Below are 18,153 nucleotides of genomic sequence, written 5' to 3'. Positions count from 1 at the left end.
GCGACTTAAAGGTGTGAGGACAACACTTTTGCGCGAGCGCGCAGGCCCTGATGCGAGGCGATGAAGGCTTTCTCTTCCGCATTGGGCGCACGCGGCGCGCCATCGTGGCCGAGTGTGCTCATCAACTCGTCGACCGGCACGAAGCGTTTGCCGCGCTTGTCGTAGACCCCGCCCGTGGTCAGCACCATGGCGGCAACGCGCCCGTCATCCAGCACGAAACGATGCTGGCCGATGATCTGCGTGTCTTCCCATGTTTCGATGGTGGAGACGACCTCGAAGCGCTGCCATAAGCGAACCTCGCGCACATAGGCCGTCTGCAGGCCGCCGAGCAAGGGAGCCCAGCCGCGCTTGCGGGCTGCGGCGACCAGTCCGCTGCGCAGGAAGATGTCGATCCGCCCCATATCCGCCAGCATCATGTAGCGGGCGTTGTTCAGGTGGATGTTCATGTCGATATCGGTGGGCAGGCAACGGAAGGAGAGCTTGCTCTCGTCGCCCAGCCGATAGACGCCCCGGCTCTTGCGTGTGGCGGCCACGCGAAGAAGACGCATCCAGACATACATGATTTTCTATCCCGGGGAGGTTGGCGTTGCGGTCGGTGCTTGTCCTAGAGCAATTCCAGAAAAAGCGGGAGCCGGTTTTCCGTCTGGAATTGCTCAAAAACACAGATCAGAGCGTTTCGGGCGCTTTGGGGACACCGCGATTTTTGGGTGTTGTCCTGTTCACCGTCCCGGATGCGGAAAGCGCCCGGGACGATGGTTTTCATTTCAGTCGGCGCGCCTCATGCGGCCTTTTTCTCCGCGGCCTTTTCAGGTGCGAAGCGCTGGTAGAAAGTCTCGCCGCTCTCGGCCATGTCCAGAAGGAGTTTCGGGGCCTTGAACTGCTTGCCGTACTTCTTCTGCAGGCGCTTGGTCATGGCGACGAAGGCTTCTGCTCCCATCCCGTCGATATAGGAGAGGGCGCCGCCCGTGTAGGGCGCGAAGCCGAAGGCGAGAATGGAGCCGACATCCGCCTCGCGCGGATCGACGACAATGCCTTCTTCCATGATGCGGGCCGCTTCCAGCGCGATCGTGGCGAGGAAGCGCTCCTGCAATTCCTCGACGTCGATCTTGTCCGGGTTTTTCTGCGGATAGAGATCCTTCAGGCCGGCCCACAGATGCTTCTTCGCGGGCTTTGCCGGATAGTCATAGAAGCCCTTGCCATTCTTGCGGCCAAGGCGGCCATGCTTGTCGACCAGCGTGTCGATCAGCGCCATGTGGCGCGGATCGACGGCCTTGGGGCCGAGATCGCGCACGGTCTGCTTCATGATCTTCTGGGCGAGATCGACAGCCGTCTCATCGGTGAGCGCAAGCGGGCCGACCGGCATGCCGGCCATCTTCGCCGCATTCTCCACCATCGGGGCGGGCACGCCTTCGATGACCATGGAGAAGGCCTCCTGCATGTAGCGCAGGACGCAGCGATTGACGTAGAAGCCGCGCGTGTCGTTCACCACGATGGGCGTCTTCTTGATGGCGCGCACATAGTCCATCGCCATGGCAAGCGCCTTGTCGCCGGTCTTCTTGCCCATGATGATCTCGACCAGCATCATCTTGTCGACGGGCGAGAAAAAGTGGATGCCGATGAAGTTCTTCGGGCGTTTGGAGTTCTTGGCCAGGCCGGAGATCGGAATGGTCGAGGTGTTGGAGGCGAACACGGCCGACGGCTTCAGAACGGCCTCGGCCTTCTCCGTCGCCGTCTTCTTGATCTCCGAATCCTCGAACACGGCCTCGATCACCAGATCGCAGCCTTCAAGCTCCGCATAATCCTCGCTCGGCGTGATGAGCGAGAGGAGCTTTTCCTTGTCCTCGGCGGTGGCGCGGCCGCGCTTGATGCTCTTGTCCATCAGCTCGGCGGAATGCGCCTTGCCCTTTTCGGCGGACGCCGTGTCGCGGTCGATCAGAACAACCGGAATGCCGGCCTTGGCCGTGACGAAGGCGATGCCCGCGCCCATGAAGCCCGCGCCGAGAACGCCGATCTTTTTGAACTTCCTGACCGGCACGTCGTCGGGGCGGCGCGCGCCCTTGTTGAGTTCCTGCAGCGAGACGAAGAGCGAGCGGATCATCATCTTCGCTTCGGTCGTCTGCATGATCTCGGTGAAATAGCGCTGCTCGATGGTCAGCGCCGTCTCGAAGGGCACCAGCATGCCCTCATAGACGCATTTCAGGATCGCGGCTGCTGCCGGGTAGTTGTTGTAGGTCTCGCGGCGCAGAATGGCGATTGCCGGCGGCCAGAGATTCGCGCCCGCCGCCGAGTAGACGGGGCCGCCGGGCAGTTTGAAGCCCTTCTCGTCCCATGGCTGAACCGGGCTGAGGCCGTCGAGGATCATCTTCTTCGCGGTCTCGACCAGTTTCTTCGGCGCGGCGATCTCGTGGATCAGACCCATGGCCTTCGCCTTCTGCGGCGTCAGCGTCTGGCCGGTGGTGAGCATTTGCAAGGCTTCCTGCGGCTTGGCCAGACGCGGCACGCGCTGGGTGCCGCCCGCGCCGGGGAAGATGCCCACTTTCACTTCCGGAAGCGCCATCTTCACTGCCGGGCTGTCGGCTGCGACACGGCCATGGCAGGCGAGCGACAGCTCGAACGCACCGCCCATGCAGGTACCGTTGATGGCCGAGACCCAGGGCTTGCCGGAGGTTTCAAGCTTGCGCCAGAGCCAGCCCATGCGGCCGGCATTGTCGAACAGCAGCTTGACCGCCTTCTTGCGGTCGTTTGCCTTCTCCTTCTCGAACAGGCCGAGCATCTTCTGCAGCATGGTCAGGTCCGCGCCGCCGGAGAAGGTCTCCTTGCCGGAGGTGATGACTGCGCCCTTGATCGCATCGCTGCCGGCAACGTGATCGATGATCGCATCCAGCTCGTTCATCACCTCTTCGGTGAAGACGTTCATGGAGCGGTCCGGCATGTCCCAGGTGACGAGCGCGACGCCGTCTGCGTCCACGTCAACGGTAAAGTTCTTGTAGTCGGTCATGGTCTGATCTCTCCCCGACAGCTCAAACGCGTTCGATGATGGTTGCGGTGCCCATGCCCGCGCCGATGCACAGCGTGACAAGCGCCGTGTTCAGGTTGCGGCGCTCCAACTCGTCGAGAACCGTGCCGAAGATCATCGCGCCGGTTGCGCCGAGCGGGTGGCCCATGGCGATTGCGCCGCCATTCACATTGATCCGGTCGTGGTCGATCTCGAAAGCCTGCATGTAGCGCAGCACCACCGAGGCGAAGGCCTCGTTCAGCTCGAACAGGTCGATGTCCGAAAGCTTCATCCGGGCTTTCTTCAGAAGCTTCTCCGTCACGTCGACCGGGCCGGTCAGCATGATCGCTGGCTCGGAGCCGATATTGGTGAAGGCGCGAATTTTTGCGCGCGGCTCCAGCCCCATGGACTTGCCGGCCTTGCGCGAACCGAGCAGCACTGCAGCCGCGCCATCGACGATGCCCGACGAATTGCCGGCGTGGTGGACGTGGTTGATGCTCTCAAGCTCCGGATAACGCTGCACGGCGACGGCATCGAAACCACCCATTTCACCCGGCATCACGAAGGAGGGGTTGAGCTGGCCAAGCGCCTGCATGTCGGTGCCGGGGCGCATGTGCTCGTCGTGATCGAGAATGGTCAGGCCGTTCTGGTCTTCCACCGGGATCACGGATTTCTTGAAATAACCCTTGTCCCAGGAGTGCTTGGCGCGCTTCTGGCTTTCCACCGCATAGGCGTCCACGTCGTCGCGGGAAAAGCCGTATTTCGTGGCGATCAGGTCGGCAGACACGCCCTGCGGCATGAAATAGGAGGGAATGCCGACGGACGGGTCCATGAACCATGCGCCACCGGACATGCCCATGCCGACGCGCGACATGCTTTCCACGCCGCCGGCAATGACGATCTCGTCGGAGCCGCCGGCAATCTTGGCCGCGCCCAGATTGATTGCGTCCAGGCCCGACGCGCAGAAGCGCGAGATCTGGATGCCCGGAGCCGCGTTCGCGTAGCGCGCCTCGAAGGCAGCCGAGCGCGGGATTACGGAACCGGCTTCGCCGACCGGATCGACGCAGCCGAAAATGATGTCGTCCACCTTTGCGGTGTCGAGGCCGTTGCGGTCGCGCACGGCTTCAAGAACTTTCGCGCCAAGGCGCACGGCGGGCACCTCGTGCAGCGAACCGTCCTTCTTGCCGCGTCCGCGCGGCGTGCGCACGGCGTCATATACATAAGCGTCAGCCATATCGGTCTCCCTGCTTTATGGACCCAACGCGGGGTCGTGCAATTGGTTCAAAGAGGGCTGGCAATCGCCAGCCCCGGAATCTGTTCGGCGCTTCAGGTGCGCTGCGGGCCGGCGGGCCGGAGATGGTCAAAGTCGGGCTGCGGGTCTGACACGTCGCGCTTCCTCAGGGACCGGCTTGCACGCTGGCACGTGCAAGCTAGAACGGGTGTGGCCGTTACGCCAGTCAAAACGCCTCTTCCGGAAGCGCCATCATGGTGTCCGCACCGCTCGAAAGGCGCGCCAGATGCGCGGCGGTCTCGGGCATGACGCGCTCCATGAAGTAGCGTCCGGTGGTGATCTTGGCTTCGAGGAAGGCGGCATCGCCATTTGCCCCGGCGGCAAGCTGCTCCTGCGCCGTCCTGACCATGCGGCCCCACATGTAGCCGAGCGCCACGAGGCCCATCAGGTGCATGTAGTCATGGGAGGCAGCGCCCGCATTGTCGGGCTTCTGAACGGCGTTCTGCATCAGCCAGAGTGATGCGGCCTGCAGATCGTTGAGGCCCTTCTTGAGCGCCTTGGTGAAGGGGGCCATGGTCTCGTCTTCGCGGTGCGCTTCGCAGAAATCGCCCACTTCCTTGAAGAAGGCCTGCACGGCGCGACCGCCATTGGCGGGCAGCTTGCGTCCCACGAGGTCGAGCGCCTGAATGCCGTTCGCGCCCTCATAGATCATGGCGATGCGGGCATCGCGCACGAACTGGCTCATGCCATGCTCTTCGATGTAACCGTGGCCGCCAAACATCTGCTGCGCCATCACCGCATGCTCGAAACCCTTGTCGGTGAGCACGCCTTTCACCACCGGCGTCATCAGCGCCATGTGGTCGGACGCCGTCTCGCGTTCCTTGTCGTCTTCGGAGAGATGGGCGACATCGGATTTCAGCGCGGTCCAGAGGATCAGCGCGCGGCCGGCCTCGTTGAAGGCGCGGATGGTCATCAGGTTGCGGCGCACATCCGGGTGAACGATGATCGGATCGGCCTTCTTCTCCGGCGCTTTCGGTCCGGTCAGCGCGCGGCCCTGCAGGCGCTCGCGGGCATATTCGACCGCGCCCTGATAGGCGGCTTCGCCGATGGCATGGCCTTGCAGGCCGACGCCAAGGCGCGCCTCGTTCATCATCGTGAACATGGCTTTCAGGCCGCCATTCTCCTCCCCCAGAAGATAGCCGGTGGCTTCGTCATAATTCATGACGCAGGTGGCGTTGCCGTGGATGCCCATCTTCTCTTCGATTGCCCCGCAGGAAACGGCATTGCCATCGCCCAGCGCGCCTTCGTCATCGACCATCACCTTCGGCACGATGAAGAGCGAGATGCCCTTCACGCCCGCCGGCGCGCCCTCAATGCGTGCAAGCACCAGATGGATGATGTTTTCGGCCATGTCGTGCTCGCCGGCCGAGATGAAGATCTTCTGGCCGGAAATCCGGTAGCTGCCGTCGCCGTTCGGCACGGCTTTGGAGTTCAGAAGGCCGAGATCGGTGCCGCAATGGGGCTCCGTCAGGTTCATGGTGCCGGTCCAGGTGCCTTCCACCATTTTCGGCAGCCATTTCTGCTTCTGCTCATCGGTGCCATGCGCGAGGATCGCGGCGATGGCGCCCTGTGTGAGGCCCGGATACATCATCAGCGCCATATTGGCCGAGACGAGGTACTCGCTCACCGCCGTGTGCACCGTGTAGGGCAGGCCCTGACCGCCATATTCCGCCGGCACGGAAAGGCCAAGCCAGCCGCCCTCGCAATACTGACGATAGGCGCCGTCGAAGCCCTTGGGCGTCGTCACCGAACCATCGGCATGACGGGTGCAGCCTTCCATGTCGCCGATGCGGTTGAGCGGCTGTATGACGTTCTCAGCCAGTTTCGCGCCTTCGCTGAGAATCGCCTCGACAATGTCGGGCGAGGCGTCGGCGAAGCCCGGCAGATTGTCGTGATTGCCATAGCCCAGAACATCGTTCAGCACGAACAGCGTGTCGCGCACGGGCGCCTGATAGGTTGGCATGAGAATCCTCCAGCTCTCGTAACAAAGGCGCGAAGAGGCCATTCGCGCAGCGTTACAGTCGCTCTAACAAATTTTGACGTTTGCGTAAACGTCAAAAACGACGCAGCGCACGACAAGACCCCGCGCGGTGCGTGTCCGCGCGGGGTCTTGTGATGAACCGGAAGGAAAGAGGGGGTAGCTGGCGGAGGTGGTCAGCCTGCGTCGCGCAGGGGCGATGCACCGTCCAGGCGGGTCGAGACCTCGCCGATCAGGGTCTTCAGCTCATTGATCGCGTCATCAATGGAAGTGCGCTGCTTTTCAAGCCGCACCATCTGGCGTTCCGACTTCTTCAGAACAAGCTGAAGCTGCTTCACGTTTCCGCCATCCGGCTCGTGCAGGTCGAGCACTTCCTTGATGTCGTTCAGCGAGAAGCCGATTTTCCGGCCGAGCAGGATGTGCTGCAGGCGCAGCTTGTCCGTGCGGGAATAAAGGCGGGTCGTGCCGGCGCGCTCCGGCCTCAAAAGGCCCTTGTCTTCATAAAAGCGCAGGGCGCGCAGGGTTACGCCAAACTCCCGAGCCATCTCGCCGATGCGGGTGTATTCTCCGGCGTGTTCTCCGGCGTGTTCCGGGGCATGCTCTGGGGACTGTTCAGGAAAATCATTTCCCTCGGCCGTCTTTTCGACTGCCACTGCAATGTTCGTCATGATCACTGTTCCGTACTGATGTGCGCTCCGGCGGGGGGACCGGGATGGGCATGTCTGACGTTAGGTTTTCGCCAGTGGCAAAATTGTGCCGCCCAGACACGCTCTAAAGGGCGCGCTTATGCGGTGCAGAATGCGGCATTACAAGGGCCGCAGCGCAAAATGTGATCGGCTTGCCAACAATCTTTTTACGGGATTCCTCACCGAAGACTTAACCTTCGGTAAGGATTGTTAACTCCGTGTTTACCACGATCAGCGAAATGTGAACCGTCAGCACACGGTGCTTGTTTGCATTCGCTTCGAGGTCCGCTGCTGACCGTGGGTGTCTTAACAGTGTTTGTTTTCTGCCTTCCGGCATTTCAAGGCTGAAAGTCCCGCGTGGCAAGAAATCTCGACGGCCAACCGGTACACGGTGGAGAGGCGGGCGTTCCGATGAACAATAAGCGTTCCTATCTGGAAAATATCAATGCCGGTCGCCGGCGGCGGCCCGGGACAGATGCGTCGCTTGACGAGATCAGTCGGACGCTGGACCACCTGGAAAACCGCCTTGGAAAAGCGACCGGGCGTTTCGACCAGCAGGTGGATGAAAATGACGTCGCCCGGCGAATCCAGGAGCTGTCGGAAACGGTCTCGCATTCCTATGTACGACCGGCTGGCCGCATGCCCGCGCCCCGGCAGGAGCCGGCTTCGCGCGCCTCGCTCGAACACGCGGCGCATGAGCTTGAGCGCTCCCGCCGTCAGGAACGCGAGTTCAATTCGATCGGCAACATTGCCGAAGAACTCAAGACGCTGCGCAGGGATCTGCGCGACGTGATGCGTTCGGGCATCAGCGACGAGTTCGGCGCGCTACGCAAGGAGCTGGCAGGCATCATGGCCTCCGTTCCCAACAGCGCGCTCAGCAGCGAGCTGGTTGTCGAATTCGAACGCCTGTCCAACGCCATTGCCCATCTCGCCGAGCGCGGTGACGACAGAAACGTCAAGATGCTGCGGCTCGAGATGGAAGAGCTGAAGTCTTCCATTTCCAGTCTCGCGCGTGAAGAAACGCTGCGCGCCGTGGATCAGCGCTGGGATGCTTTCGACGACAGGTGGAGCGCATTCGAAGACCGCGTTTCCAGCGATCTGAGCCGCAGCGGCCCCGCCATCGACATGCTGCACCAGCGGATCGAGCAGATCGCGCATGCGGTGAACAGCCTGCCGGAATCGCTGTCGCTTCAGTCTCTGGAGGATCGTGTCCGCACGCTCGCAGGCGCGCTGGATCAGCTTCTTGAGCGCAAGCAGCAGGACAATCCCGAACTCTATGCCGCCATCGATGAGCGGCTTGACGAGATCAGCCGCGCGATTGCTGCGACCATGCCGAAAACGCAGGCTGCTTCGTTTGACCCGCAGCCCTTCGAGCGCATCGAGGCGCGCATCTCTTCGCTGGCAAATCAGGTGGGCGAGCTTCTGAACGAGCGCCCGGGTGGCGAGGCTGTCGGGCATCTCAGCGAGCAGATGTATTCGCTGTCGCAGCGCGTGGACGAAATCGCTGCGCGTATCGACATGCCGGAGCAGACGGTTGAGCGGTTGGCCAGCCAGATTGCCGGTATCGCGCACAAGCTGGACAACGCACCGGAGCCGCAGATCCCCGAGCACATGCTGCGCGGTATTGAAGACCGGTTCGCGCATTTGTCGCAGATGATCGAACAGCGCCATGGCGACGCCGCGGAGCAGGGCCGGTCACTGGTTCACGATCTCGAGCATCGGCTGCAGGACATTGCCGCCCGCATCGACGAGCGCAGCAGCAGCGAGCCCGTGCGCAACGAGGCCGATCTCATGGCGACCATCGACGCCCGGTTCAACGAACTGGCGGCGCGGCTCGACACGAGCACACGTGAAGCGCCGGGCAACGAGGCTCTGCGCGCCCTTGAGATGCGGCTCGACGACATTTCCGGTCGCCTGCAGACATCTTCGTCGCAGGCTTCGTCCATTGATCCGGAAGTGATCCACAATCTCGAGGCGCAGGTGCGCAGCCTCTCCGAACATTTCTCCCGCCCGACGGCGGACCTGCCGGAGTTCGAGGATCTTGGGCCCCGCCTGGAGAACATCGAACGCTCCATTCAGGAAAACCGCGCTTCGGTGGTCGAAGCCGCACGGCAGGCAGCCGAGCAGGCAATCGGCGCGCTGGGCGACACGCAGAATTTCGACAGCAATTTCGACCGTGAACTGCGCGAAGAACTGAAGGCGCTCGAAGCGCTGACCCGCAAGTCTGACGAGCGCAACACCAAGACGTTCGGCGCGATCCATGACACGCTGCTCAAGATCGTGGACCGGCTTGGCGCTGTCGAAGGAACTGCTGGCGAGGGCGTGGCTGTGCAGGCAGAGCCGGCAAAAATTCCGGTCGCTGCCGCTCCTTCCATCGATCCCGGCAATGACGTGTCTCCGGTTTCTGCACGCGCTGCGGAAGAGGCGATGCCGAAGCGCTCGCCCGCCGAAGCGGCAGCTGCCGCCGCGCGCGCTGCGCTGGACGAGGATGCGCAGGAAACGGAAAAGGCCCCCGGCAAATCATCGCTTCTGGGCGGGCTCACCCGCGCTCTTGGAAACCGTCGCGACCGTCAGCAGCGCGACGAGCCCCGGAATGAGGTCGAGAACGAGGCGCCCGCCGAACTGGACGCCAGCCTTGAAGCCATCGATCTGGATGACGACCGTATCAATGAGCCGCTGGAACCGGGTTCCGGCGCGCCGGACCTGAATGCGATCCTGCGTCGTGTTCGTGACGAAAAGAAAGCGACCGTCCGTCCGGAAACGGATGATGCGGCCAAGTCGGATTTCATCGCGGCGGCGCGCCGTGCGGCACAGGCGGCTGCGGCCGAGGCCGAGATCCTGAAAAAGCGTCAGGGCGATGCGGCGGAAGATACCGGCGGCTTCGGAATCAAACGCTTTCTGAAGCGGAGCAAGAAGCCTCTGGTGGTGATGCTCGGCGCGGGCATCGTCGCGGCGGGCGGCTATCAGGTCGGAAAGACCTATCTTGCGAATTCCACCGCCATTCCGGTGCAGATGACCAATGAGACCACCAGCGCAGAGCCTGCGCCGGTGATGGCGCAGGCCGAGCCTGCCCCGGTAGAGCGCAAGGTGCGCGTGCTGGATGAAGAACCGGCCAGGGTTGCTGCTGCCGAAGAGCAGGCAACGGATGGCGTCGTCGATACGCTGGCCTCCATGCCCGAATTGGACGCGCCGCTGGAAGAGCCGGTCAGCAAGTTCGAGGAAACCCTGACGGGCAACGAGACCGTCAGCATTCCGGAAGATGTTGCCCCTGAAGCACCCAAGCCCATTTCGCTGGACACGGTTCCGGTGGATGCTGGTCCGGTGCCGCTTCGCGAGGCCGCAGCCGAGGGCGACCCCAAGGCGCTGTTCGAGATCGGCAGCCGCTACGCGGAAGGTCGTGGCACGCAGGCCGATCTGGCGAAGGCCGCCGAATGGTACACCAAGGCAGCCGAAGCAGGGTTTGCGCCGGCTCAGTATCGGCTGGGCGACCTCTACCAGAAGGGCAATGGTGTGGACCGTGACGCCGCCAAGGCGAAGATGTGGTTCCAGCTTGCAGCCCAGCAGGGCAATGCCAGCGCCATGCACAATCTCGGTGTGCTGTTCGCCATGGGTGCGGATGGCCCGGCCGACAACAAGTCCGCCGCCCGCTGGTTCATTGAAGCTGCCGAGCATGGCGTGAAGGACAGTCAGTTCAATCTGGGCATCCTTTCGGCCAAGGGCATGGGCATGCAGCAGGACCTGACGGAAGCCTACAAATGGTTCGCCATCGTTGCCCAGGGCGGTGACAGGGATGCAGCCGCCAAGCGCGACGAAATCGCCGCTGCGCTGTCGCCCGGGCAGCTGAAACAGGCAGAAAACAAGACGGCGCTCTGGAAGGTCAAGAAGATCGATCCGGCGGTCAATCTGGTCGATATTCCGGAATCCTGGCGTGAAAGCCGCGAGCTCACGGCGAGCGTCGACATGACCAAGGCGATCACCAACATCCAGCTTATCCTGAACAAGGAAGGCTTTGATGCGGGCAAGCCTGACGGCATCATGGGCGCCAAGACCAAGGCCGCGATCACGCAGTTCCAGAAGGCCAATGGCCTGAACCCGACGGGGCAGGTCGATGAGGCGCTGGTGCGTGCCCTTCTGGAGAAGAATGAAGCGGCTGTAAGCGCTCAGTAAGCTGTCGCGGCATCGTTTGCCGGCAGGTTGATGTGTGTCCCGGAAGACGCACGTCATCTTTGTGTGGCAAGCCGTTCAAACTTTTCCGGTTTCTGCCACCTCCCGGTTTGACTTCGCGGGCGGTAGGGCGCAGAACGGAAGCACGCATTAATGCTTCCACACCTCGTCCGGCGCCGCTGCCGGGCAAACAATTATTCGGGTGCCGCGGGTGGGTATTTATCTCCCAATCGCCGAAATGTCCGTCAACGTTTTCGTGCTGCTTGCCATGGGCGGCGCGGTGGGCTTTCTGTCCGGCATGTTCGGGGTTGGCGGCGGGTTTCTGATCACGCCGCTCTTGATCTTCTACAACATCCCGCCTGCGATCGCTGTCGCCACCGGCGCCAATCAGGTGATTGCGTCGTCCTTCTCGGGCGCGCTGGCGCATTTCAAGCGCAAGTCTCTTGATGTCAAACTGGGCACGGTCCTGCTCGCCGGCGGCATTGTCGGCGCGTCCATCGGCGCGTTCGTGTTCGCCTATCTGCGCCGGCTGGGCCAGCTCGATCTCATCGTTTCGCTGCTCTATGTGGTGTTTCTGGGCGTCGTTGGCGGCCTGATGCTGATGGAGAGCGTGCGCGCCATCCGGCGTTCGCGCGGTGGCCAGACGGCCACGCTCAGAAAGCCCGGCCAGCACAACTGGATTCACCGTCTGCCGCTCAAGATGCGTTTTCGCGCGTCGAAGCTGTTCGTCAGCGTCATCCCGGTGGTGGTGCTTGGTGCGTTCATTGGCTTCCTGGCGTCGATCATGGGTGTCGGCGGCGGGTTCATCATGGTGCCGGCGCTGATCTATCTGCTCAAAGTGCCGACCAATGTCGTGATCGGCACATCCCTGTTCCAGATCATCTTCGTGGCGGCCTTCACCACCATCATTCACTCCACAGCGAACCAGAGCGTCGATGTCGTGCTTGCCTTCCTGCTGATGGTCGGCGGCGTGGCCGGTGCACAATATGGCGCGCGGGTGGGGCAGCGTCTGCGCGGCGAGCAACTGCGTGCGCTTCTGGCGCTTCTGGTTCTGGCGGTGGCGCTGCGTCTCGGCTTCGACCTGTTCGTGCAGCCGGAGAGTGTCTACAGCCTGTCCACGGGAGCGATGTGAGCCATGCGCGCGCGTTTCCTGGCAGCCGCCACCTCGCTTCTTCTGCTCCTGCCGGCCCTGCCGGTGCGGGCGCAGGACGAAATCCCCGAGAACATCCAGATCGGCCTTTCCACCGATCAGGTGTCGATCACGTCCGATTTCAGCGGCGCGGAGCTGACCATTTTCGGCGCGCTCGACAATGCCGACCCGCTGGTGGCGCGGCAGGGGCGTTACGATGTCGTGGTGGTTCTGGAAGGGCCGCCGCGCGCCGTCACGGTGCGCAAGAAGACACGCGTGCTGGGCATGTGGATCAACACGGAATCGGTCATCTTCCGCGATGTGCCGGAATCCTATTCCATGGCGCTCACCCGCGCGCCGCAGGACATCAGCACGCCCGACGGATACAAGAGGCTCGCGCTGGGTGCGGACAATCTGCACTTCCAGCCGCTCAAGGCCGATGGCGATCCGAAAACCATCGAGGAGTTCACCGAGGCGCTGCTTCAGCGCAAGGAGGCGCTCGGGCTCTACTCGACGCAGACCGGCGGCGTGCGCTTCCTCTCGCAAAGCCTGTTCCGCGCGTCCCTCAAGCTGGCCCCCAATGTGGCGGTCGGCACGCACAGGGCGCGCGCCTATCTGTTCCGCAACAGCGTGTTCCTGCGCGAGACATCGGCCCAGCTAACCATCCGCAAAGCGGGTCTTGAGCAGCGGCTTTACGAATTCGCCCATCAGAACAGCCTGATCTACGGCATCGCCGCCGTGCTGATCGCCATCATCACCGGCTGGCTGGGACGGATCATCTTCCGCAAGGACTGAGCGCGCGCGCTCCGGCGCTGTGCTTCAGCGCAGCATGCTGCCTGCAATGGCGTAAATGCCCTGCCGGCCCAGCATGTAGGCGGCCAGCCGCTCGCGCGCGAACAGGCCGTCGAAAGGACGGTCGAGCACGTTCAGCGAACCGGTCAGGCTGCCGAATGCGGGCATAATAAGCCGGCTACCGTCCGAGGCGAAGCATGCGCGCCGCACCGAGCGGCCGCGCCGCACAATGCGCGCGCCGGGATGCAGATGCCCGGCAATCTCGCCACGGGCACTTCCCTTTGCCGGCTCATGACGGAAGATCAGCCCGTCAATGGCGATCTCCTGCGCGCAGTGGCCGGGAAGGTCCGGTGGCGGGGCAGGGTCGTGGTTGCCGGCGATCCAGTGCCAGTCGCGCGCGCCGATGAGTTCGACCAGCCGCGTGCGGAAAGGCCCGGGCATGTGCGCCGCGCCGTGATCGTCGTGAAAACTGTCGCCAAGGCTGATGACGATCTCTGGATCGTAGTCGGCTAACGTTGTTGCCAGCCGCTTCAGTGTGGCGGCGGTGTCATAGGGCGGCAGCATGCGCCCGCGCCGGGCGTAGGCCGCACCCTTCTCAAGATGCAGGTCGGAGACGACCATGAGGCTCATCTCCGGGAAGAACAGCACGCCGCGCCAGTCGCACACGGCCTCGTGTCCGGCGATGCGGATCGTCAGCGCGGTGCTTGTCCCGGTTGCGGGTGCAAGGCTGTTCATGCCTCAAGAGCCTCCTGCATCAATTCCTCGCCGGAAAGCCGTGAGGCTTCGCCGAGCAGCGCCTCATTGGCGTCGCCGGCCACGGCCTCCTTGCCGATCTCGAGCATGATGGGCACGGCCAGCGGTGAAATGCGACTGAGAGATTTATGCACGATTCGACCCCGAATGCGCGACAGCATCTCCCCCAGTCTCCTGACATCAAGCAGGCCCTGCGCGGCGTCTGCCCAGGTGGCCTGCATCAGAATGTGGTCAGGCTCATGAGCCCGCAAAACGTCGTAAATGAGGTCGGCGGAAACGGTCACCTGCCGGCCGGTCTTCTCCTGTCCGGGGTGGCGCTTTTCGACCAGTCCCGAGATCAGCGCGCAATTGCGGAAGGTGCGCTTCAAAAGCCAGCTGTCGGCGATCCATGCTTCCAGATCGTCGCCCAGCATGTCCTCGTCCATGAGCGCGGCGAGGCTCAGCCGTCCGTCCTTCAGCATGGCGGCCATGTCGTTCAGGCCCCACACGGCGATGGCGTAATCATTGGCGACGAAGCCGAGCGGGTGTGCGCCTGCCCGCTCCAGCCGGCGGGTCAGAAGCATGCCAAGCGTCTGGTGCGCGAGCCGCCCCTCGAACGGGTAGAGCACCATGTAGAAGCGCTCGCCGCGCGGAAAGGTCTCCACCAGAAGGTCTTCGCGGCGCGGCAGGATCGACTTGTCGCGCTGGATGGAAAGCCATTCGGCCACCTGTTCGGGCAGCGCCTTCCAGCGCTTCGGGTCGGCCAGCATGGCCCGCACTTCGGACGCCAGATAGGTGGAGAGCGGAAACTTGCCGCCAGCGTAATAGGGCACTTTTGCATCCTCGCCGCCGCCCGTCGAGACGAGGCACTCATTCTCGCGAATGCCTTCGAAGCGCAGCACCCGGCCCGAGAAAAGGAAGGTGTCGCCATGCGTGAGCGTTTCGAGGAAATATTCCTCCACCTTGCCCAGCACCGGCCCGCCGCGCGAGGCGTTGCCCCGGCCGCGCCTGACCATGCGGATGTTGAGCATGGGTGATTCCACGATGGTGCCGACATTAAGCCGGTATTGCTGGGCGATGCGCGGATTGGCGATGCGCCACAGCCCGTCTTTCGTCTTGCGGATGCGGGCATAGCGCTCATAGGTCTTGAGCGCGTAGCCGCCGGTTGCCACGAAATCCACGATGCGGTCGAAGGTTGCCCGATCAAGCGCGGCATAGGGGGCTGCACTCGCCACTTCGCCATAAAGCACGTCGGCGTCGAAGGGGGCGGCGCAGGCCGAGCCCAGAACGTGCTGCGCCAGCACGTCGAGCGCGCCTTCCACCAGTGGCGGCGTGTCCTGCGCACCCAGATAGTTCGCCTCAAGGGCGGCGCGGCACTCCATCACCTCGAAACGGTTTGCCGGCACGAGAATGGCGCGGCTCGGTTCGTCCATGCGGTGGTTGGAGCGGCCGATGCGCTGCGCCAGCCGGCTCGCCCCCTTTGGCGCGCCCACATGCACGACCAGATCCACGTCGCCCCAGTCGATGCCGAGGTCGAGCGTCGACGTGGCGACGATGGCCCGCAGACTGTTGGTCTCCATCGCCTTTTCCACCTTGCGACGCTGGCCGACATCGAGCGAGCCGTGGTGCAGGGCAATGGGCAGATTGTCATCGTTGGCGCGCCACAATTCGCGGAACAGAAGCTCCGCCTGACTGCGCGTGTTGACGAAGAGCAGCGTGGTGCGGTGGGCCCTGATCGCCTCATAGACCTTCGGAATGGCGTAGAGCGCGGAGTGCCCGGCCCAGGGCACGCGCTCCTCCGTCTCCAGAATGGTGATGTGCGGCTTTGCGCCACCCGACACGGTCACGATATCGGACAGGGCGCGGGCCGCATCCTGCGGCACGAGCCAGCGGCGCAGCTCATCGGGCTCGGCCACCGTCGCGGAAAGACCGATGGTCTGAAGCTCCGGCCGCATCCGGCGCAGTCTCGCCAGCGCCAGCGAAAGCAGATGCCCGCGCTTGGAAATCACCAGCGAGTGCAATTCGTCGAACACCACGAAACGCAAATCCGAGAAGAACCTGTCCGCATCGGGCGAGGCGATCAGAAGGGCGAGCTGTTCGGGCGTGGTGAGCAGAATGTCGGGCGGGGCGTGTTTCTGCCGCTGGCGCTTGTGGGTGGGCGTGTCGCCGGTGCGCGTCTCCATCGTTACCGGCAGCTCCATCTCGGCCACAGGCATGTTCAGATTGCGCTGAATGTCGACGGCGAGCGCCTTGAGCGGCGAGATGTAGAGCGTGTGCACGCCACGCCGCGCTGCGCCGGGTTTGCGCTTCGGCCGCGCCGCGAGATCGGTGAGGGTGGGCAGAAAGCCGGCCAGCGTCTTGCCCGCACCGGTGGGGGCGATCAGCAGTGCGGAGCGACCGGCCTGCGTGCGCGCCAGAAGTTCAAGCTGATGCGCGCGGGGCTGCCACCCGCGCGTGGCGAACCACGCGCTGAAGGGCGCTGGCAGAAACGGGGCGGCAATGCCGTCGATGGGGTGCGTCCGGTGTTCCAAGATGAACTAGAACTAAACCAGAACAGAGAAAGCGCCAAGAGGCGCTTTCAGCATCTACTCACATATCCGAAACGGGAGGCGGAGCCTCACACGGAATCGCTTACCGCGCTCCAGGCAGCGGCGCGGCGCAGAACGTCCTGAAACCGCTCGCCCGCTTCTTCCAGCGTACCGGAATTGTCGATCACGGTTGCGCCTTCGACGGTCAGTTCCTTCGCGTGCGCCCGTTCGAGCCGCGCCAGAACCTCTTCGCGGGTTTCGCGGCCACGGCTCGAAAGCCGCTCGGCCAGCACGTCGCGGGCGGCGGTCACGATCACGGCGACCACATTGCCATAGCGCTCACGCAGGAGCGGAATGACGGCGCGCGACACGTTGGCCACGGCCACATGCCCGTCGCGCACAATGTCATCCACGCTTGCCGGCAGGCCGTATTTCAGTCCGTTCGCTTCCCAGCTCACGGCGAATGCGCCCTTTGCCTCGGCTTCATCGAAATCGGCGCGCGTCAGGCAGTCATGGGCCTCGCCGGCGCCGTCCATCTCACGGGTGATGACACGGCGCACAAAGGTCACGTCGCTGTCCTGCGGCCCGAGCCGCTGGCGCGCATAGTCCATCACAGAGTCCTTGCCGGCCCCCGAAGGACCGGCGACGGCGATGAATACGCCATGGCGGATCGGGACGTCCTGCTCGTCGATGACACGCTCCAGCGTGGCCGATGCCCTCATGCCACCCGCGCCCCCTCACGCCAGACCGAACGCACGATCGGAACATGCTCGTCCACCCGCACGCGGATGACGTCGCCGCGGCGGCCCTGTTCGAGGATGCCACGGTCGTCGAGACCCACGGCTTCCGCCGGGTTCTTTGAAACCATGGCAACGGCCTGCGGCAGCGAGATGTGGTCCACGGTCTCGCCCAGCGCGAAAGCGGCCTGAACGAGGCTGAAGGGAATGTAGTCGGAAGACAGGATGTCGAGCGTGTTGCCCTCGGCCAGGCTGCGGGCGGAGACATTGCCGGAGTGCGAGCCGCCGCGCACCACGTTGGGCGCGCCCATCAGCACCTGCATGCCGGCGTCGCGCGAGGCGGTTGCCGCTTCCTGTGTGGTCGGGAACTCGGCCACGCGCACGCCCTGCGTCGCCGCCTCGTCCACATGCTCCATCGTGGCGTCGTCATGGCTCGCCAGAATGATGCCCTGCTCGCGGCAGATGTCGGAGATGGCGTTGCGGTGACGGCTGGAATAGGTTTGCGACTGCGCAACGCGCTTTTCGCAGAACTGGCGGAAATCCTCTTCCGTCATGCCCGTCTTGTTCATGTAGTAGACTTTGTAGGTGTCGATGCTCGTGAACTGACGCTGGCCCGGCGAATGGTCCATCAGCGAGGCGAGTTTCACGCGGCTGTCGTTCTTGAAGAGCTCGAACCCTTCCAGGCAATCGGGTGCGGAAACCTCACAGCGCAGATGCAGGAAGTGATCGGCGCGCAGGCGGCCGGCCTCCACGCTGTTCTCGATGGCGTTGCCCAGTTCGCGCATTTCTTCCGCGCCGAGATTGCTGTCCTCGTCGAGGCCGATGCGCAGCGCGTCAAACACGGTGGTGATGCCCGAAGCGGCGATCTGCGCATCATGCGCCAGCACCGATGCGATGGGGTTCCAGCGCACTTTCGGGCGCGGGGCGTAGTGGCGTTCCAGATGGTCGGTGTGCAGCTCGACAAGGCCCGGCAGCAGGTAGTCGCCTTCCATGTCCTCGCCGATGGATGCATTGCCGGCGGCAATGTCGACGATGCGCCCGTCGCGGATCACCACGCTGCCTTCGATGACCTCATCGGGCAGCACGATGCGGGCGTTTCTTAAAACCAGTTCTTGCGTCAT

General features: G+C 63.5%; 12 protein-coding genes. 3 read left to right on the top strand and 9 right to left on the bottom strand.

Going from position 1 to position 18,153, the window contains the following annotated elements; translation table 11 throughout:
* Positions 1 to 5 precede the first annotated feature (5 nt).
* The 5 genes from AC4PTT_RS18445 to AC4PTT_RS18425 all read right to left on the bottom strand — a co-directional run bounded on the left by AC4PTT_RS18445 (position 6) and on the right by AC4PTT_RS18425 (position 6,932).
* The gene (locus tag AC4PTT_RS18445; protein WP_420507225.1) at positions 6 to 560 is read right to left on the bottom strand and encodes a thioesterase family protein; all 555 of its coding nucleotides are present in this window, start codon (positions 558 to 560) and stop codon (positions 6 to 8) included.
* Between the two features lie 218 nt (positions 561 to 778).
* Positions 779 to 2,998, bottom strand: a complete 2,220-nt coding sequence (locus AC4PTT_RS18440; protein WP_492161835.1) for a 3-hydroxyacyl-CoA dehydrogenase NAD-binding domain-containing protein — start codon at positions 2,996 to 2,998, stop codon at positions 779 to 781.
* Between the two features lie 22 nt (positions 2,999 to 3,020).
* The gene (locus tag AC4PTT_RS18435; RefSeq protein WP_113153963.1) at positions 3,021 to 4,229 is read right to left on the bottom strand and encodes an acetyl-CoA C-acetyltransferase; all 1,209 of its coding nucleotides are present in this window, start codon (positions 4,227 to 4,229) and stop codon (positions 3,021 to 3,023) included.
* Positions 4,230 to 4,452: 223 nt separating this feature from the next.
* Entirely contained in the window at positions 4,453 to 6,249 is a 1,797-nt protein-coding gene (locus AC4PTT_RS18430; protein WP_113153964.1) for an acyl-CoA dehydrogenase C-terminal domain-containing protein, read from the bottom strand.
* Between the two features lie 191 nt (positions 6,250 to 6,440).
* Positions 6,441 to 6,932 (bottom strand): MerR family transcriptional regulator, encoded by a 492-nt coding sequence (locus AC4PTT_RS18425; protein ID WP_206548706.1) that lies wholly within the window; start codon positions 6,930 to 6,932, stop codon positions 6,441 to 6,443.
* Between the two features lie 429 nt (positions 6,933 to 7,361).
* Here AC4PTT_RS18425 and AC4PTT_RS18420 point away from each other — a divergent pair, with 429 nt between their 5' ends.
* The 3 genes from AC4PTT_RS18420 (at position 7,362) to AC4PTT_RS18410 (ending at position 13,038) form a co-directional block, all read left to right on the top strand.
* Positions 7,362 to 11,117 carry a peptidoglycan-binding protein gene (locus AC4PTT_RS18420; protein ID WP_492161834.1) on the top strand — a complete coding sequence of 1,252 codons (3,756 nt, stop codon included), beginning with the start codon at positions 7,362 to 7,364 and terminating at the stop codon, positions 11,115 to 11,117.
* Between the two features lie 208 nt (positions 11,118 to 11,325).
* Positions 11,326 to 12,246, top strand: coding sequence for a sulfite exporter TauE/SafE family protein (locus AC4PTT_RS18415; RefSeq protein ID WP_113156140.1), 921 nt, complete (start codon positions 11,326 to 11,328; stop codon positions 12,244 to 12,246).
* Positions 12,247 to 12,249: 3 nt separating this feature from the next.
* Positions 12,250 to 13,038: a TIGR02186 family protein gene (locus AC4PTT_RS18410; protein WP_113153967.1), complete on the top strand. Its 789-nt coding sequence runs from the start codon at positions 12,250 to 12,252 to the stop codon at positions 13,036 to 13,038.
* A 24-nt stretch (positions 13,039 to 13,062) separates the two neighbouring features.
* Here the strand turns inward: AC4PTT_RS18410 and pdeM are convergent, their stop codons facing one another.
* The 4 genes from pdeM to AC4PTT_RS18390 all read right to left on the bottom strand — a co-directional run bounded on the left by pdeM (position 13,063) and on the right by AC4PTT_RS18390 (position 18,153).
* Positions 13,063 to 13,770: a ligase-associated DNA damage response endonuclease PdeM gene (pdeM, locus tag AC4PTT_RS18405; RefSeq protein WP_432515841.1), complete on the bottom strand. Its 708-nt coding sequence runs from the start codon at positions 13,768 to 13,770 to the stop codon at positions 13,063 to 13,065.
* Positions 13,767 to 16,298, bottom strand: coding sequence for a ligase-associated DNA damage response DEXH box helicase (locus AC4PTT_RS18400; protein ID WP_297564260.1), 2,532 nt, complete (start codon positions 16,296 to 16,298; stop codon positions 13,767 to 13,769). Before AC4PTT_RS18400 ends, pdeM begins: the two co-directional genes overlap by 4 nt.
* 86 nt (positions 16,299 to 16,384) lie before the next feature.
* Positions 16,385 to 17,017, bottom strand: coding sequence for a phosphonate metabolism protein/1,5-bisphosphokinase (PRPP-forming) PhnN (phnN, locus tag AC4PTT_RS18395; protein ID WP_206544474.1), 633 nt, complete (start codon positions 17,015 to 17,017; stop codon positions 16,385 to 16,387).
* Positions 17,014 to 18,153, bottom strand: coding sequence for an alpha-D-ribose 1-methylphosphonate 5-triphosphate diphosphatase (locus AC4PTT_RS18390; RefSeq protein WP_206544475.1), 1,140 nt, complete (start codon positions 18,151 to 18,153; stop codon positions 17,014 to 17,016). Before AC4PTT_RS18390 ends, phnN begins: the two co-directional genes overlap by 4 nt.

Source organism: Nitratireductor sp. WH36-1, from assembly GCF_058725515.1.
The sequence above is the reverse complement of the archived record's forward strand: the minus strand, read 5'-3'. Positions and strand labels throughout refer to the sequence as shown.

What these genes read in the sequence shown, in the direction of transcription:
- pdeM (WP_432515841.1), bottom strand. Translation starts at nt 13,770, where the DNA reads ATGAACAGCCTTGCACCCGCAACCGGGACAAGCACCGCGCTGACGATC.
- AC4PTT_RS18410 (WP_113153967.1), top strand. Translation starts at nt 12,250, where the DNA reads ATGCGCGCGCGTTTCCTGGCAGCCGCCACCTCGCTTCTTCTGCTCCTG.
- phnN (WP_206544474.1), bottom strand. Translation starts at nt 17,017, where the DNA reads ATGAGGGCATCGGCCACGCTGGAGCGTGTCATCGACGAGCAGGACGTC.
- AC4PTT_RS18435 (WP_113153963.1), bottom strand. Translation starts at nt 4,229, where the DNA reads ATGGCTGACGCTTATGTATATGACGCCGTGCGCACGCCGCGCGGACGC.
- AC4PTT_RS18425 (WP_206548706.1), bottom strand. Translation starts at nt 6,932, where the DNA reads ATGACGAACATTGCAGTGGCAGTCGAAAAGACGGCCGAGGGAAATGAT.
- AC4PTT_RS18430 (WP_113153964.1), bottom strand. Translation starts at nt 6,249, where the DNA reads ATGCCAACCTATCAGGCGCCCGTGCGCGACACGCTGTTCGTGCTGAAC.
- AC4PTT_RS18445 (WP_420507225.1), bottom strand. Translation starts at nt 560, where the DNA reads ATGTATGTCTGGATGCGTCTTCTTCGCGTGGCCGCCACACGCAAGAGC.
- AC4PTT_RS18420 (WP_492161834.1), top strand. Translation starts at nt 7,362, where the DNA reads ATGAACAATAAGCGTTCCTATCTGGAAAATATCAATGCCGGTCGCCGG.
- AC4PTT_RS18440 (WP_492161835.1), bottom strand. Translation starts at nt 2,998, where the DNA reads ATGACCGACTACAAGAACTTTACCGTTGACGTGGACGCAGACGGCGTC.
- AC4PTT_RS18390 (WP_206544475.1), bottom strand. Translation starts at nt 18,153, where the DNA reads ATGACGCAAGAACTGGTTTTAAGAAACGCCCGCATCGTGCTGCCCGAT.